The sequence below is a fragment of the Xenorhabdus littoralis genome (assembly GCF_033949345.1).
Lineage (GTDB): Bacteria > Pseudomonadota > Gammaproteobacteria > Enterobacterales > Enterobacteriaceae > Xenorhabdus > Xenorhabdus littoralis.
Genome location: NZ_VCDP01000017.1, coordinates 26,242 through 42,930 on the forward strand (window position 1 = coordinate 26,242; position 16,689 = coordinate 42,930).

Below are 16,689 nucleotides of genomic sequence, written 5' to 3' on the forward strand. Positions count from 1 at the left end.
ACGATGGTTATATTAGGGTCAGTGAATCTGGGATTGATTCACTGAATAGAAACAGAAGAGCCTGAGGATATTTGCTGGGGGCAAAGGCAATCCTCGGGCTTCTTTCTAAAGTTTAAATTCAGGTTTACTTTTATCGATAGCATATATGAACTGTAATTTTGTAATAATTTTTCTAATGCATAAGCTCTTTTAATAGCATATTTTGTTGTTCTGGGTTTTTTTGAACATAGAGTGATTATTGTTTAATTAATTTAACTGAATGGATCTTAATTTGAATATTTTTTCTTGTGAATATCAGCCCACGTTCCGGATGCATCAACATCTTGAAAAATGTTATCATGTTTATTTGTAGACATAAGCTTATATCTTTTAGGTAAATGATTTTTATTTTCTGGACCAAGGACTCTAGTAAGAAAACTAGGTCCTGTTAACTCCATCGTATAATTAATTCTATTTGTCCCACGTTGGAAATCATTTATTTTTTCTTTTTCTGAATCTCTAGGTATTCCTGTTCTCCATATAGGGTTCATTATATTACATTTTTCATCTAGATTTATTTCTTTTCTCTCTTTTAGTTTTAAAGCGAAGTCAATTCTATTATCTATTTGTTTTTTTCTATTACGGCCTGTTATATTACGTATTTTATCGAATGTAGGTGGTTGGTTTATTTGAGTATAAAGATGATGTCTTTTGATTGTGATAGCCATTTTAATTAATATATCAAATACTTTTTTTGAATTTGGTAATGATGAAACAATAGCATTTCCAATTGTATCACTTGAATGTTTAATATTCCAACCTTCTCCATTGCAATCACCTAATCCTATATCTGATTTAAGTTTAAGATATGCAAGTTTGTCTTTTTCTGTCTTAATGTCATTTAGTTCTACATCAGCATCCAAATATATTCCACCTTCCATATATAGAATAACAAGGCGTGCTATATCACTGGCTGATGCATAATTATGACAATTTCCATTTATGTTAATAAAATAGACATGTTTTAAATAGTGAGCTAATTCTTCATAATTGCTATATAGTCTTTGTTGTATATTTTCTCTCTCATGATTTCTGTTAAAAAACCTTAAACAATTAGTTTTTTCGTCAGGGACTAATCTTTGAAAATGAGCTTGCCTGAATAGGTGGTTAAAAGCTATTTCGATATTTTTGTACGTGAAATTAAAGAATATTTCTCCAATATCAAAGCCATTCCCTTGGTACTTAAATTTTATTTTATTTAGTGTGTTGTTAATTAATGATTTTATATTATCATTTCCCCAGACATTGACTTCAAAGTTTGGGTTTTTCCGTTTAACAGAAATCATGTTTTTTAATAATTGTTCTGGTATATTATTACCAGCCCAGAAATAATGTATTTTTTTTGGTATGTTCATATAAACAATCCTATTCTTTGATATAATTAATTAGCTGTGATGATTAGTTTATTCATTCTAATAAAGATTAAGTTCGTTATTGTGATGTGGATCACATTAACAAGTCTTGATTCTTCCGTATTAAAAAAATTATCTATACGTTAATTCATTGATATAATTTAATTATTTTCTACTTTTACATTATCAATGGAATAATTTACACTAAATAGATAATAAAATATGTACGTTGACTAAAGTCAAACTGAATGGTAGAAGTTAATGTAAACTAAATTCAGTTACTAACGCCTGATGATGTTTTCTGTTTTGGTATCATGACTCCAAAATTTCGGGTAGATAATAAAAACAGATGAAATACCTTATATGATGTAATAACAGAGTGTAATCGTTTTTCTGGTTTTTCAATTAAATTATAATCAGGCGTTATGTTTTTATTTTAATAAGATAATTTTAACAACAGATTCGATAATAATAATTGTAATTAGTTTCAATTGAAACTACAGGGCTGACAGCTTTCGCGCAAGATACGCATCACGGTATCGGCACCACTGCGATTCGGGTTGATGCGGATCATGCGTTGTTCCAGAGAGGGATCTGCCTGACGGAAAGTAGCAGAAACCCGGTAAAACAGTGGCGGGATTTCAAATTTTGACTCTGCACCTACCGGATAAGGTAACGCGCCTAATGTATGCGCAGAAGCAAGTACGCTTTCTGCGATGGCATCATGAAATTCCACTAATAATACTTTTGATTGGGCATTGGCGAGAAAGGCTTGTTTGACCTGAGGCAATTCTCCTTGATTCAAACGCATGACCAGCTCGTCATTCACTTCTGCCTGTACTGCGTGCATCACTGGCGCAAATACCATGCCACGCAAGGCCTCCATTGCCTGATAACCCTGTATCTGACAGCCACCGGAATACATGCTGTGGCGCAGGGTATCAATGGCTGTTTTTTTTCCTATCACGAGTCCGACACCTTGAGGCCCCAGTAATTTAAAGCAAGAAAATGTGGAGAGTGTCGCGCCATACTCACAGCCAATGTGAGGCGTTTTCATGGCGGCGTAGTTGTCATCGACTAACGACGGAATGCGATGTTGATTCAGCATGCCGATAACATCTTGCAGGGAATAGCTGTCAGACATTTTCTGGCGAGTATGTTGGATAAGAGAGGCCACAGGTTGGTATTGCTGAATCGCCGCTAAAATTTGCCCGGTGTGATTGAAATCCGCATGAACTACGTGAAGCCCCATTTGCTCAATCGATGTTTTGGTTGTGGGATAAATTGGCGCATTATGCACAAGCAGCGTCGAATTGGGGCTGACTAAAGCTGCCAGCCCCGCACGTAATGCGCCCGTTCCTGCCCCATTGACGAAAGCTGCCGCTTCAGCGCTAAAAAACTCGGCAATCACCGCCTCAATACGTCGGGTCATCCGTGGCTGGTGCAGATCCGGGACTAAGCCCAGATCACCTTGCGAAAGAAAATCAGCACCCGGAAAGTGACGACAGATGATGTCCACCAGCTTGAATTGTTGCTGTTGTGCTTGCGCCATCGTCATGCTTTGTAATGGATAGGTTTTCATTCTTTTATTTTATTCCCAGCAGAAAAAGCAGGTTCGCCAGAATACCCACGGTAATCGTGGCAATCGGGCCGATAGCCATTTCTACTAAAGGACGCTTGGAAGTACGGTTGAGCAGGTAGATACCCGCTACGATCATAAAGCCCATACCCGGCAGGATGGCATTGGAGGCAATCATAGCACCAACCAGCAAGGCGACTTCGAGCATTTTGGTGATCGCGGTCCGAATATACCCGCTACAGGCTTTCACTCCCGGATATTTATCCAGCCAGATCGCGATTTTTGCCAGCAGTTGGATCTCAATGAACATTGTGATGCCACCCGCAACAAAAGCAATCCATGGGTTATTGGTTGCCAGCCCTGCAACAAACACGAATTTCATACCATTCGGACTGTAAACTCCCGTGGCTATTGCCGTCGTGCCCACCAACGGGATAAAGCTAATAGCACGAGCTAAAGCGACCAGCAAAGCGTTGGTTTGTTCGCCTTGTGCCATCAGTTGCAGAGAAACAGGGCCTTCCGCCAGTAAACTAAAGGACATGGTTGCCGCACTGGCTGTCAGACCACCGCACAGGATCAGCAGCCATTTGTTTTTCTGGATGCGTTCTATGCGGGTTGAGAACAAGCCGACCAAAACTTCATTCGCCCCTTTCTGTTCTTTTGACTGAGCGGGGCGTTCACGCATTGCAAAGTAGAACATAGCAATCATCGACAGCAGCAGTGCCGCTCCGTTGGGATCGATGCTGACAGGTTTCTCGATCATGCCACCAAAGCTCAATGGGCCGATGGCTTTGGTGGCCATATAGCCAACCAGCGCAGTGAACATCACCAAAAGTCCTTTTCGGTAGCCATATTGGTAGCCGACGACCATCGCCGGGAACAGGGCAAAACAGGCTACAATCGGATCGCCGACTTTCTTGAGATCATCTGTGAAATTCACCGGCAACATGGCAAACAGTTCCACAACTGAGCGCAGGCCCGCCAGCAAAGCAATAGCATACAGCGCCCCGATGATACCAGAGGCGATAAAACCTCTTCGGCTGTTGGTACACCAGATACCGATCATGTCAGTGCCGAGTAACAGGCTGTGAACCAGCACAATGGGCGCGGCGAGTGAAAAAGGAATACCGAAACCCACCACCAGACCAATGCTCAGGGCGAAGCTGGTTGCGGCGAGTGCCTTGCGGCTCATTCTGCCCTCAAGGTATTCCGGTAGCAGCGGGCGCAGGCCATCATGGAAAACGGCAATACCACGGTTTGCCATCATGGCGGCAATCGCCCCTATTGCGGCTAATAATCCTGCCTTGAAAGGGTCAACTTCCATCAATCTCAGCAGAAAATCATGGAGGTGCTGCATGGCAGGCTCCTTACAGTGAGAAGATGGTATTGATGATAACTGGCAGGACGATATCGATATCCTGACCCGTGAAGCCAAATGCTTTTTTGCCTGTTTTCACATGGGCAATTATTTCATCGTCAGACAGGATTTTTCCCGGCATACCAATGGTGGCACATTCATTTAGGCCGATGAGGGCGATGGCAATAGCCAGAGCACCACCACCACCAGTATTACAGGCACCAAGATAGTAATCCGCGTCGCCATTTTTAATTGCCAGAGCCGCTTCAATGTCATTCATGATGGTAATTGAAGTGGCTTTGTTTCCCGCCAATTGACGAATACCTTCGGCTATCGCCTCTTTCTCTATTTGTCCACCCACGACAAATTTCATGTTGTTCTTCCTCTCTTTGTATCTTCTATCGGATTGTTATTTTTAATAAATTATGTTTTTGTTTTGTTTTGGGAATATCGAGTACTCTGGAAAAATTGTGCAGGATTATCGCGTAGCATTTTTTCTATCTGCATTTGGGAAAATCCTGCGTCCTGCAACATGGGAAAGAATGTGGTTAATAAGTAATCGAATCCATTTCCCCCATTGCTTTTTAAGTGTGAGCGGCGCGTGATATCTTGGGAAAGCATCACCCTATCAAGCAGCCCACGATTGGCGATTACCTGCAACATAGCAATACGCCCGTTGTCCGGATAGTAATTATTTTTACCGATCGTATCGAATTGAACCCATGCTCCTGCTTCCAGCAGCGGAATGATGGTTTCAAGGTTATCTCTCAAATCGCAATGCCCGATGGCGATATGTTCGGGCGATACACCAAATTCCTTCAGCAGTGTCAGCTGTTCACATCCCATTGTGCTTAATGTGGTATGGGTGGAAATAGGGCAGCCTGTTGCCTGATGTGCCAATGCCGCCGCTGCAAAGACTTTTTGCTCATCTTTCGTGATCTCCCCGAAACTGGAGCCGATCTCTGCAATAATTCCGGCTTTTAATTCGGTACCATCAATGCCGGTTTCAATCTCAGCGATCATGTCATCGGCAATCGCCTGTACACTCAATTCACCAAAATGGGCAGGAAAGAAGGGCTGTTTATAGTAGCCCGTTGAAGCAATGATGTTGATACGGGTATCACGCATCAAATCCAGCAAAAAAGCCGCATTGCGTCCCATGTAACGATTAGTCATCTCCACAATGTTCCTTACTCCAAGGGTGTAGAGATGGCGCAGTTCATCTACGATCAGATCATATTGATCCAACCGGCAATCAAGGCTGCCTTTCGTCGCAGAGAGGTCGATATGCAAATGTTCATGCACATAGGTATAGCCAGAAGCATCAATGCAGCTATTTGTTTTTATCGCAATATGATGATGAACGGCTTGGTTTTCTGATACTTGGTGTTCTGATAAAAGTTGCAGTGTATCCCCCGATATTCAACTTGATATCTCTGATATCCCGCAGCTCGAGTTTGCCTTCAACTGCATCAATGCTGGATGAGGAATACGAAGCGGGTATCCCTAATATGTTTTAGTATTCCATAAAATAGTTGCACAGGATCACGCAGTAAATCCACTACAGTGAAAGAATATTATTTAATAGCGGGATAATAATATATGTAATACCTATGATTAGGGATTATTAAGAATAGCCACTGTTTTTCCAATTTCCTTGGCTGTCATAAATGCCTTCAAGTTTTGGGGAGCCGGATTGGACTCCAGAGACAAGGGCGACATCGCTGCGGGTCACGAAAATCTGAGTACGGAAACACATGACCACCGGACTGCCGATAGGATGTGTGCCTGACAACGGGAGATGGTAGTCAATGCAGGGATCACCCAAGCGCAGTATGCGTACTTTTTTTGGGGAGATTGTACGCTCAGGGAATACCAGCGCGTGTTTCATGTGCCCACGTTTATAGTAACCACCGCCATAGCAGTAACTATTATCATCGAAGTGATGTGACACTTCAGTCACATAAACCATTGCGATATGTTCAGGCTCCCGGCCACTGATATTGGCGGGAATGGTTCCGGTCAGGGCATGGCCCGGTTCAAGGTGGGTGGCACCGTATTTGGTCAGTAGCGGGATGGTGTTACAGCTTGAGGCTGAGGGGGCATTGATTTGTGAAAGTTTGATACCGAGTTGTTCAAGGCGGTTGCGTGCGCGAATAAGGGTCAGCAAATTGATAGTAGGTAAGGTTGTCTGGTATCGCGCATCCCATGACAGGCAAGGAAAATGAGTCAGACCGCTTAATTTCACCCCTGGCATGTGTTTTAAGGCATCTACAACACTATCGAGTTCATTAAAGGTGATACCAGCTTCTTGGCACGGAAAAACAATATCTCGTTTATCATACACTTTCAGCATAATGGGCTGAACTCGTCCCAGTTTCTCCGCAATATCTGAAATGGCTTGTGCTTTTTCAAGTGAAAATACCGTGATGATATCCGGATTCTGCTTGAGCATTGTTTCTATCAAATGGGCTGGTATCTGCACTAAGTGTCCGATGTGGCACAGTGGTATGCCATGCTGGCTCAGGCTATAGGCTTCTCTGAAATCGACTGCAACGACACCGCGATAGCCGACTTCAATCAGCTTTTTGATCAGCCACGGATTGCGTCCGATTTGTTTCGTCATCAAATAAAGCTCAATGCCATATTGCTCGGCGGTTTGCAGTAAGCGTCTGCCATTGTCCAGAACCTGATCGACATCAATGATGTAAGTATCTGGCAATATTGCGCCTTGTTGCCAAAGTGTTTTTGCAACTTCAATCAGTTTGGGGTTCTGTTTTTTCAATGCATCAATAAACATAGGCTTCCCTTCATGTCTGCAAAGCAGTAAGGCTGTGTGAAAATCGAAACTTTATTATGAAGTTAAATATCTTCATTTTTTTGAATATTTATAGGGCAGTCGAAAACTAATTTTTTTCTACCGAAAGTATTAAACCATATAAATTTACCAACAGATAGCCTTCTTCGTTGGGATGTAAGGCCACAGTGAATTTTTTGATTAGCGCGTGGTGGAGGGCAAGTAATTGACTATAGTGTTCAGATTGCTCAATTTTGGCCAATATTGCTTCATCCAGTGGAGAAACCCTTTCACCACGGCGTGAACGCATGAAAGCACTTGCCATATGAGTAAGCACCATTTCGCCTTGTGAATGACGGACAGGAATTAGCCAGATATCTTCCAGATCATGCACAACATCCAGCATGTTATCGTAGATATCCTGATCGATGACGCCGCCTTGCAATAGGATAGTTAGCCGTTGTTCTATCATTGCTTTTTGTTATACGTCGGGGTTAATCAACTTTTATTTTCGCGGTTCGCGTTTCAATAAATCGGTTCTATGATACCTGCAACTACATTTCGTTGATGGGTCAGCAGTGAATCCCGGTTAACCATAGTTTGTAGGAATTGCTGGATGGGGATATTGTCCTTACGGGCAAGGATAACGGCTTCGGAAGCTTTGATAAAGCACTCACTGTCGTCGGGGAGTTCGGTCATCAGACCCTGTGCGAGCAGTTCGTGGCCTTGTCCAACGTTCCAGATAGCCGCATCAATATGGCCTTTTATGATTTGATTCAGACATTCATGGTAGGAGACCTCGACCAATTCAATATCTTTTTCTGCAAAGTATTGATTTGTCATTATTTTCTGGTCGGCTGAGGTGCTGTCTAATCCAATGCGTCGAATAGATTCTCTTTCGCCATGACGAAAGATCAATCTATGTCTATCTGTATAACTTTGTGTCCCTAGTGAAAGCGCAATATATATATCTTTATGTTCCGGGTGCTGCTCTGCGGCAAGTTTTGACGTTACTGCCAAGTCATAAACGCCATTCAGCAGGCACTCAATGCGGATATCTGAGCCACGCATATGTGCAAAGTAGAAAGGAACACCTACACACGATGCTTTTAAACCACTTGCCAGCCCTTCATAGGCGCGGGTATAGGGAAGCGGCATCGCGCAGACCACATTGCCGATATCGGCATACTCCAGGAGCAATTTGTGGTTTATCTGTGCAAGAAAGCTACCATTACGACCACGACGCTTAATCCCAACCGCCTGTGCCTGTTCGAGAGATTTCAATGCTGCCTGCATCAAACCTACGGACAAACCACATTCTTTAGCTAATGATTCTATTGTTTTCAGACGGTTGCCACATTGTTCTGAGAGGAGATAACGAGCTAAAAACGCTTGTGCAATCCCCTCTTTCTTTATGAATGTTTGACTCATCATTGCAAGTTTTTATCCATTCTTATTTATCTTCATAAATTTGAACATAAATCGCAATAAGCGAATTAAAGAAAGGGGAGTAATATCACAATCACAAAAAAAATGAAAATTTAAAAAATAATAAAGTTCAATATTATCAATATTTTGAATATATAATTTAATTTGGCTTTGAAGATATAAAAATAGTCATTTTGGAAGAATATAGGGAACATGGAGAGATTATTCGTTTCTGTCTGCTGTATTTTTCTGTTTAATTGGTGGTTTTTTCTACACTGTTTATCACATTACAGAATAATTAGTCTAGATTTTGCTCCTTATTTTTTCATGAATCAATGAAATATCTGATTGGAAGTATTTTATTTTCTGTATAAAAAACAAGCTCCAAAACTTAGTTTTTTATATCTCCATATTTAATAATAAAATTGACTTGTTACGAATTTATGCCTTAATTTTATATCCTTAGTGGTTTATGAATATATTGGGTATAAGCTGAAAGGTTGATGCTTGTGAAAATTACTGCCAATAATATTTCGATTGAAGTTGAAGATAGCGAAGATAACGGTAATAGTCGTGGCAAACAACGCCCGACTGCTTTGCTTATTATGGGGTTGGGAATGCAGTTGACTGATTGGCCGGATGAAGTGGTCAGCCAATTGGTTGCCGCTGGATTTCGTGTGATCCGTTATGATAACCGCGATGCAGGGTTAAGCCAGCGCTTTGAGCATATCCCGCAGCGCTCTCTTCTTTGGCAAAAGATTCGTTTTCGTTTAGGGCTTCCGGTTCGTCCATTCTACAGCGTACAAGATATGGCAGATGATGCTTTAGGGGTTCTTGATGCGTTGAATATTCCACATGCCCATATTATTGGCGCATCAATGGGGGGAATGATCGCTCAGAGACTCGCAGCAACTTATCCTGAACGAGTGATGAGCTTGGTGAGTATTATGAGTTCAAGTGGTGCCAGTCACCTTCCTCCGCCTAAGCCAGAAATTATGGCAGCATTATTGTCTAAGCCTGCTGGTACCCGTGAGGATGAGTTGGTTGCTCATCAGCTCAAAATCGCCCAAATTGTGCTTTCTCCCTCTGAACTTTGCGATAAGGACGAGCTGACCCGGCACATCAGGATAGCTTTGCGCCGTAGTGGATATTATCCCAATGGCCCCATTCGGCAGACACTGGCAATAATGGCTGATTCCGGCAGAACAGAACTTTTGGCTCAAATTCGTTGCCCGACCTTGGTTGTGCATGGTGAGGATGACCCTTTGATGCAGATGGTCTGTGGAGAGGATACGGCTAAACGGATTACTGGTGCCGAATTTTTGCCAATACAAAGTATGGGGCATAGTTTTCCGCTTTCATTTATGCAGGCTCTGACTGAGAAAATCATTCCATTTTTACATGGAGTAAAATGATAAAACAGCAACTTAAAGTCTATTGAATATAATGCTTAATCGGACAGATTTTTAGTCATTATATGTAATATGCTTTGCTGTTTTTGGCTGGAAAAGAGGATATTTTTCTGCCACTTCATCCCTTTTCTGGCATAAAATTTGATGGCATGTTTGTTATTCTCCAGTACTTCCAGCCAAAGCCATTTTTGTTCCAGTTTCTGACCGAGTTTTACCACATGATCAAATAATTGCCCACCCTGTTTTTGTCCTGTCAGGTATGGCATCAGATAAATCTTGTGTAAATAAATACCTGTGAAGTGTTGATCGGGAACTGTTTGATTGAGAACAACCTTACTGAAGCCGATGATATTGGAATGGCTTATGTCGGAGTCAGTTTCATCGCTTCTGATAGCATGGTCAGATTCGGCAATAAACCATTTGTGATCGGGAGTTTTGAGTGAAGTGGATATTTTTTCTACCGAACATTCTTCCGCAATATATTCCTCTAACTCATCTTTGTCATACCATAAATCGGAAAAATGAAAACGGTAGCTCGTTTCAAATAACCGGGATAAAAGTGTCGCATCTTTTAATGTTGTTTCTCGAATCTCCAATATCGATATCTCCGAAATTATTTACGGGTAGTTAGGGCATTGGCGATAAGTCCATTATCTGATATCTCGTTGATTATGCACTCTCCTGCCAGCCATTCGCCATATCCTGCGGCAGTATGGATATGGCCTGCTCCAGGTAAAACAATTAAATCTGATTTCCAGCAATTGGCTAAGGTGCGGGCTTTTTCCAAAGATAAAAATTCATCGTTATCACTGCATACTATTGTGGAAGGAAAAGGCAGGGGTGACATCGCCATAGGTCGCTGTACCTGAATTTCTGACGGTGCATCAGGGCTATCGATATCAGCGGGGGCAACAAGCAATGCGCCTTTTATCCTGCTACATTTTCTTTCTGCCGCCCATTGGGTTACGGTAACTGCGCCACAGCTGTGACCAATCAGGAATATCTCGCCAGAGGTTTTTTCAATTGTCTCATCAAGGCGATTTATCCATTTTTCTCTGATAGGGGAGTTCCAGTCGCTTTGCTGTACTCTGATAATGTTTGAGTATTTTCTTTCTAAATAAGATTGCCAGTGATCCGGCCCAGAATTGGTATATCCCGGTACGATTAAGTAAGTTTTTTCTGCCATCATTCATTCCGGAGTATTTGTTTTTATCTATGCTGAATTTGTTTTCAGAATACTATCACGACAATAAAAACTTGCATGCTGAATAACCCCTTTAATTCAGTGAAAAATAAGGGAATCTAAATGGAATACAGGAATGTTTGATTTCGAAACTTTATGCGCTTTTTGGGGAATACTCATGAGCGGGAAAAGACTTAATACATTAAAAATGGCGATAAAAAATTATCGCCATTTTTCAATTAAACAAAACTAAATCACGCTAAATCAGTCTTATTATTGAGCTGATTTGACGTTCTGAACCAGCCAATCAGCGACACGTTGTTTTTGCTCGTCAGTGAGCCACATACCCAGTTTAGTACGACGCCAGATAGCATCATCCAACTGTGTAACCCATTCGTGTTCGACCAAATAACGCAGTTCGGCTTCATACAGGCCATGCCCGAAGAATTCGCCGAGAGCGGACAGTTCTTCTGCACCTTTCAGAATAATCTGGCTATTGCTGCCGTAAGTGCGGGCATAACGCAGTGCTATGCCTTCTGGCAACCAGTTGTGGCGTTGGCGCAGGAGACGTGCGTAACCATCGCGGTCATGGCCTTCCAGCTCACCACCCGGCAACTTACCATTTTTAGTCCATGCCTTGCCTGCGTTTGGATAGTACTGTACCAGTTTCTCCATTGCATGCTCAGCCAGCTTACGATAAGTCGTCAGTTTACCGCCAAATACGGAAAGTAATGGTGCCTGTCCTTGCTCATCCTGCACATCCAGCGTGTAATCACGAGTGATTGCCTGCGGAGAGTCGGATTCATCGTCACACAATGGGCGAACGCCTGAATAAGTCCAGACAACATCATCGCGGCTAAGTTGTTTTTTGAAGTGATCGTTATAGACTTGCAGCAAATAATCGATTTCTTTATCGTCAATTTTAACGTCTTTTGGATCGCCTTTGTATTCAACATCGGTCGTACCGATGATGGAAAAATCATTATTCCATGGAATGACAAACACGATGCGGTTATCTTCATTTTGCAGAATATAAGACTGCGGTTCATCATGGACGCGAGGGACAACGATATGGCTGCCTTTGATCAAACGGATGCCATAAGGTGATTTTAGTTGCAGGCCATTATCGAAGAAGTTTTTTACCCACGGGCCGGTCGCGTTTACCAAGCCTTTAGCGCGCCATGTATTGGTTTCGCCAGTGGTGAGATTTTTAGCTTCAACTATCCAGTAATCATTTTCACGATATGCGCGAGTAACTTGGGTACGGGTACGCACTTCTCCGCCATGTTTCTGGACTTCCTGCGCGTTCAGGACAACCAGACGGGCATCGTCAACCCAACAGTCGGAATATTCAAAACCACGGGTAATCGAGGATTTCAATACTGAGTTTTCGCCGAATTTCAGCCCTTTACTACTTGGCAAGCTAACGCGTTTGCCTAAATTATCGTACAGGAACAGACCAATGCGGATCATCCACGCCGGGCGCAGATGCGGCTGATGTGGCAGGCGAAAACGCATCGGGAATGCAATATGAGGCGCTAATTTCAGCAGCACTTCACGTTCTGCCAGCGCTTCGCTGACCAGACGGAATTCATAGTGCTCCAGATAGCGCAACCCCCCGTGGATCAGTTTGGAACTGGCAGACGAGGTCGCACTGGCCAAGTCTTGACCTTCCAACAGCAGGACTGAAAGTCCCCGTCCAGCAGCATCTGCTGCAATACCAGCGCCGTTAATTCCGCCGCCGATTACAATCAAGTCTTTGGTTTCCATTGCATACCCTCTGAAATGTTCGAAACAGTTCTTTCATGTTCGTTTTCGCTCAAGGATTGTAATCAAAAATTCATCAGTCGCCAACCATTAACTAAGAAAAAACATATTCACGTGATACAGGTAACAAATCTTTATCTTATATCTAAGATTAATAAGGATTTTGCAGGATACAAATCTGAGAGGATATTGGCAGGTGAACCCCACCAGAATTTCAGGTGGGGAACGTCATTGGATAAATTATGATTAGCACAGTTCTAGCTTGACGTTATGCTGTTCGATGATTTTCTGGATGTTAGAAGGAGGTGCTTTATCCGTGAACAAGAAATCAATCAGGTTCATATTGCCGAGGTTAACCATCGCACTGCGGCCAAATTTTGAATGGTCGGCAACCAGCATAACACAGCGGGAATTCTCGATAATCGCGCGTTTGGTTCGCACTTCATGATAATCAAACTCCAGCAGGGAACCGTCACTATCAATGCCGCTGATCCCAAGAATGCCGAAATCGAGACGGAATTGAGAGATAAAATCCAGTGTGGCTTCGCCAATGATGCCACCATCACGAGAGCGAATCTCACCACCAGCCAAAATCAGGCGGAAATCTTCTTTGCCCATAAATAAGGTGGCAACGTTGAGATTGTTGGTGACAATCCGCAAATCCCGATGATTGAGCAGGGCGTGTGCCACAGCTTCCGGAGTCGTTCCGATATCAATGAACAGAGTTGCTCCGTTCGGGATTTGAGTGGCTACCTGCTGAGCGATGCGGGCTTTTTGATCTGACCACATGATTTTGCGGTCATGATAGGCAGTATTGACAGAACTAGAAGGCAATGCGGCCCCACCGTGATGACGATGGATTTTATTTTTATCTGCCAGATCATTTAAATCGCGTCGGATAGTTTGCGGGCTGACATCAAAATGTTCAACCAGCTCTTCAGTGCTGACATAACCTTGAAGGCGCACCAGCTCGATTATTGCATCATGTCGCTGAGTTTGCTTCACGAAACTCCCCTAATGTTTGCCTAGATGAATTGTAGTTAACCAAAATTATTCGGATATCATTGATTTTTTTGTTTACGCAAATTATCCCACAGACCCATTAATAACCCGATGATTAAGCCTGACGCATGGGCAGCATTGCCGATATTTAATGAAAAAAGCTCGAAATAGCCAACCAACAACCAGATGACGGAGAACGCGATTAGTCCTCTGGGAACACCGATCCCTCGTTTAGGGGAAAGTTCGCCCGTTAGCCAGATATATCCGATCAGAGCGAAGATCACACCTGAAAGTCCACCGAAATGAGAACCACTGAACAATGATTGAGACCAACCACTAAAAACAGCCGATACTATCGTGATCTCAAAGAGTTTTCCGGCACCCATCTTCCGTTCCACCTGACTGCCAAGATACCACCACAACGTAAGATTAAAGAGGATATGTGTCAGAGAAAAATGCAGCAGGGCGTGGCTGACCCAACGCCAGACTTCCAGATACTGATTACTGGCAGGCCATGCCAGCCAGTTCATGACATCGGGTATGCCTGCAATTTGTATCCAGAGGTAAACGAGGATGCAGAGGGCTGCCACGGAGATGGTCAGGGGGCCGGACTGACTTTTAAGCGTGCCCCAGTTCAGATTGTTGCGATACTGAAAAGGACTGACAGATTTGCCCGTTTGCCAACTGGCGGCTTGATAGCGCTCATTGAGTGGATCACGGGAAAAATGGTTAAACTCCTTTTCAACCAGACTTAACTGGCTGTCATCTTCAAGCCATAATTCAACTAACGATGGCTCATTGGCAGGCTGCATGATCAAATGAATACCCTGCGTCGCCATATAATCAATAAAGGCCTGAGCCAGCCGAGGATTGGATATTGAAGTTACATGAATCATTGCTCGTCTTATCTCTGCCTTAAATTGAAGTTAATCGCAAGATCGCAAGGGAGTCATCGCGCTGAAGCCCGTGCGTCAAAAATTCATTGGGTGTGGACGGCCTGAGGATAGTCTCTCTGCCAGATCTCAAAACCACCGTTGACACTGTAAACCGTTTCAAAACCCATGTTGATAAGGTATTGCGCCGCTCCCTGACTGCTATGGCCGTGATAGCACATCACCATGACGGGTTGGTCAAAATCTGCTTCTTGCAGAAAGCTGTTGAGCGTTTCATTCGTCAGATGAAATGCGTCGGTTACATGCCCGGCCCGGAAACTTTGTGGGTCACGGATATCTACCATAACGGCGGTTTTATCGAGCCAATATTGGTAAGCCTGCTCAGGGGCTATTGTTTGAAAATGATCCATAAATACTCAACGTAGTTTCTAAAATTTTCCTTGACAATATATTCATTTCTTAATGGCTATCTGGTATGACCTGAACGCCTTCCCAACGGTTTCATTGGAAAGGCGTGAAAATATCGCTAGAAAATATTAGAAACAGAAAAAATAATCAGTAATACGAGTGTTCACCGCGTTGGTGTTCAGTCAGGTCTCTGACCCCTTTCAATTCAGGGAACATCTGCAAAAGCTGCTTCTCAATTCCCTCTTTCAGGGTGACATCGACCATTGAACAACCGTTGCATCCACCACCGAATTGCAGAATAGCGTAGCCTTCATCGGTGATCTCCATCAGGCTGACACGACCACCATGCCCTGAGAGCTGGGGATTGATCTGCGATTGTAGGACATATTCGACGCGGTCAATCAACGGAGCATCGTCATCCACTTTACGCATTTTGGCATTCGGCGCTTTCAGGGTCAGTTGAGATCCAAGTTGGTCGGTTACAAAATCAATGACGGCTTCTTGCAGAAAAGGAACGCTGATTTCATCAACATAGGCAGAAATTTGGTCGAACTTCAATTCAGTATCAGTGGCTTCAACAGCATCCGGTGGGCAATAGGAAACACCACATTCAGCAGTCGGTGTTCCCGGATTAATGACAAACACACGGATCTGAGTGCCCGGTTCTTGATTTGCCAGTAGTTTGGCAAAGTGCGCTTGCGCTGCTTCAGTAATATTAATCATGTCATTTGCTCAATAGTTGACTGTTCTAGTTGGTTATAATACGCCCATTTATAAAGGAACTACAAGGTTCGGCATACTGCCCAGGCCTGCACAGAGCGCGCCCCCGCACGAATTAACAATTGTGAGGCCTCATGCAGCGTTGTGCCTGTGGTGATCACATCGTCGAAAATAGCGACATGTTGATCAGCAAAATCGCCCCGTAATTGGAACGCATGCTTAAGATTGGTTTTCCTTTGGGCGGCAGATAAGCCCCGTTGCGTGAGTGTAGCACGTGAACGTTGCAAAAGATCGGGCTGATAAGGGCATTGCAGCCAGTGCGATAAGCAGTGAGTAATTAATTCAATGTGGTCGAAGCCTCGTTGCCAGCGCTTTTTTCTATGCAGGGGAATGCCCAGTATGTGATCCGGTTTATGCCAGCGGCCTTCCCGATAGCCTTGTAGCCAATGCAGCAGAAACAGGCGAGCCAGCACGGGTGCGAGTTGAGGCGTCGCATGATATTTGTATCGCTGGATAAGCTGGCTTAATGGCGGAGCATAATCCGTAATGGCGATTAAATGTTGCCACGGAGGCGGATCTTTCAGGCAGCGGCCACAAGGAACCTCCCTCGATTCCGCAGGCAAGGCGCAACGGGGGCAGACAGATTGCAGCCGTTTTAAGTGCCGATGACAAACGTGGCAGACTCCATGATAGGCAAAATACAAATTTTGATGGCATAGCCAACAGTATCCAACCATTGTTAGCATAGTTCC

General features: G+C 43.5%; 17 protein-coding genes. 1 reads left to right on the forward strand and 16 read right to left on the reverse strand.

Annotation, left to right across the window (positions count from 1 at the left end; genetic code table 11):
- Positions 1-266 precede the first annotated feature (266 nt).
- From FE394_RS05500 to yhfZ, 8 genes are all read right to left on the reverse strand, one after another.
- Complete coding sequence (locus FE394_RS05500; protein ID WP_319925395.1) at positions 267-1,394, reverse strand: glycosyltransferase; 1,128 nt, start codon at positions 1,392-1,394, stop codon at positions 267-269.
- Between the two features lie 484 nt (positions 1,395-1,878).
- Positions 1,879-2,973: an aminotransferase class V-fold PLP-dependent enzyme gene (locus FE394_RS05505; protein WP_319925396.1), complete on the reverse strand. Its 1,095-nt coding sequence runs from the start codon at positions 2,971-2,973 to the stop codon at positions 1,879-1,881.
- A 4-nt stretch (positions 2,974-2,977) separates the two neighbouring features.
- Entirely contained in the window at positions 2,978-4,327 is a 1,350-nt protein-coding gene (locus FE394_RS05510; protein WP_319925397.1) for a YhfT family protein, read from the reverse strand.
- Positions 4,328-4,337: 10 nt separating this feature from the next.
- Positions 4,338-4,700, reverse strand: coding sequence for a DUF2620 domain-containing protein (locus FE394_RS05515; protein WP_319925398.1), 363 nt, complete (start codon positions 4,698-4,700; stop codon positions 4,338-4,340).
- 50 nt (positions 4,701-4,750) lie between these two features.
- Positions 4,751-5,656 carry a phosphotriesterase-related protein gene (locus FE394_RS05520; RefSeq protein ID WP_319925439.1) on the reverse strand — a complete coding sequence of 302 codons (906 nt, stop codon included), beginning with the start codon at positions 5,654-5,656 and terminating at the stop codon, positions 4,751-4,753.
- 298 nt (positions 5,657-5,954) lie between these two features.
- Positions 5,955-7,127, reverse strand: a complete 1,173-nt coding sequence (locus FE394_RS05525) for a YhfX family PLP-dependent enzyme (RefSeq protein WP_319925399.1) — start codon at positions 7,125-7,127, stop codon at positions 5,955-5,957.
- Positions 7,128-7,233: 106 nt separating this feature from the next.
- Positions 7,234-7,596, reverse strand: coding sequence for a PRD domain-containing protein (locus tag FE394_RS05530; protein WP_319925400.1), 363 nt, complete (start codon positions 7,594-7,596; stop codon positions 7,234-7,236).
- A 53-nt stretch (positions 7,597-7,649) separates the two neighbouring features.
- Positions 7,650-8,558, reverse strand: a complete 909-nt coding sequence (gene yhfZ, locus FE394_RS05535; RefSeq protein ID WP_319925401.1) for a GntR family transcriptional regulator YhfZ — start codon at positions 8,556-8,558, stop codon at positions 7,650-7,652.
- Between the two features lie 497 nt (positions 8,559-9,055).
- On the opposite strand from yhfZ, the gene FE394_RS05540 reads away from it, so the two are divergent.
- Positions 9,056-9,967 carry an alpha/beta hydrolase gene (locus FE394_RS05540; protein ID WP_319925402.1) on the forward strand — a complete coding sequence of 304 codons (912 nt, stop codon included), beginning with the start codon at positions 9,056-9,058 and terminating at the stop codon, positions 9,965-9,967.
- Between the two features lie 35 nt (positions 9,968-10,002).
- On the opposite strand, the gene FE394_RS05545 is transcribed toward FE394_RS05540, so the two are convergent.
- The 8 genes from FE394_RS05545 to gntX form a co-directional block, all read right to left on the reverse strand.
- On the reverse strand, positions 10,003-10,560 hold the full coding sequence (locus FE394_RS05545; protein ID WP_319925403.1) for a GNAT family N-acetyltransferase: 558 nt from the start codon (positions 10,558-10,560) through the stop codon (positions 10,003-10,005).
- 17 nt (positions 10,561-10,577) lie between these two features.
- Positions 10,578-11,153 carry an RBBP9/YdeN family alpha/beta hydrolase gene (locus tag FE394_RS05550; protein ID WP_319925404.1) on the reverse strand — a complete coding sequence of 192 codons (576 nt, stop codon included), beginning with the start codon at positions 11,151-11,153 and terminating at the stop codon, positions 10,578-10,580.
- 267 nt (positions 11,154-11,420) lie between these two features.
- A complete protein-coding gene (gene glpD, locus FE394_RS05555) occupies positions 11,421-12,917 on the reverse strand; it encodes a glycerol-3-phosphate dehydrogenase (protein ID WP_319925405.1) in 1,497 nt (498 codons plus the stop codon).
- A gap of 243 nt (positions 12,918-13,160) precedes the next feature.
- Complete coding sequence (locus FE394_RS05560; RefSeq protein ID WP_319925406.1) at positions 13,161-13,919, reverse strand: DeoR/GlpR family transcriptional regulator; 759 nt, start codon at positions 13,917-13,919, stop codon at positions 13,161-13,163.
- A 56-nt stretch (positions 13,920-13,975) separates the two neighbouring features.
- On the reverse strand, positions 13,976-14,812 hold the full coding sequence (gene glpG, locus FE394_RS05565) for a rhomboid family intramembrane serine protease GlpG (protein ID WP_319925407.1): 837 nt from the start codon (positions 14,810-14,812) through the stop codon (positions 13,976-13,978).
- Positions 14,813-14,895: 83 nt separating this feature from the next.
- Complete coding sequence (gene glpE, locus FE394_RS05570) at positions 14,896-15,219, reverse strand: thiosulfate sulfurtransferase GlpE (RefSeq protein ID WP_319925408.1); 324 nt, start codon at positions 15,217-15,219, stop codon at positions 14,896-14,898.
- 145 nt (positions 15,220-15,364) lie between these two features.
- Entirely contained in the window at positions 15,365-15,940 is a 576-nt protein-coding gene (nfuA, locus tag FE394_RS05575) for a Fe-S biogenesis protein NfuA (RefSeq protein WP_319925409.1), read from the reverse strand.
- 59 nt (positions 15,941-15,999) lie between these two features.
- Entirely contained in the window at positions 16,000-16,683 is a 684-nt protein-coding gene (gene gntX / locus FE394_RS05580; RefSeq protein ID WP_319925410.1) for a DNA utilization protein GntX, read from the reverse strand.
- Positions 16,684-16,689: the final 6 nt, after the last annotated feature.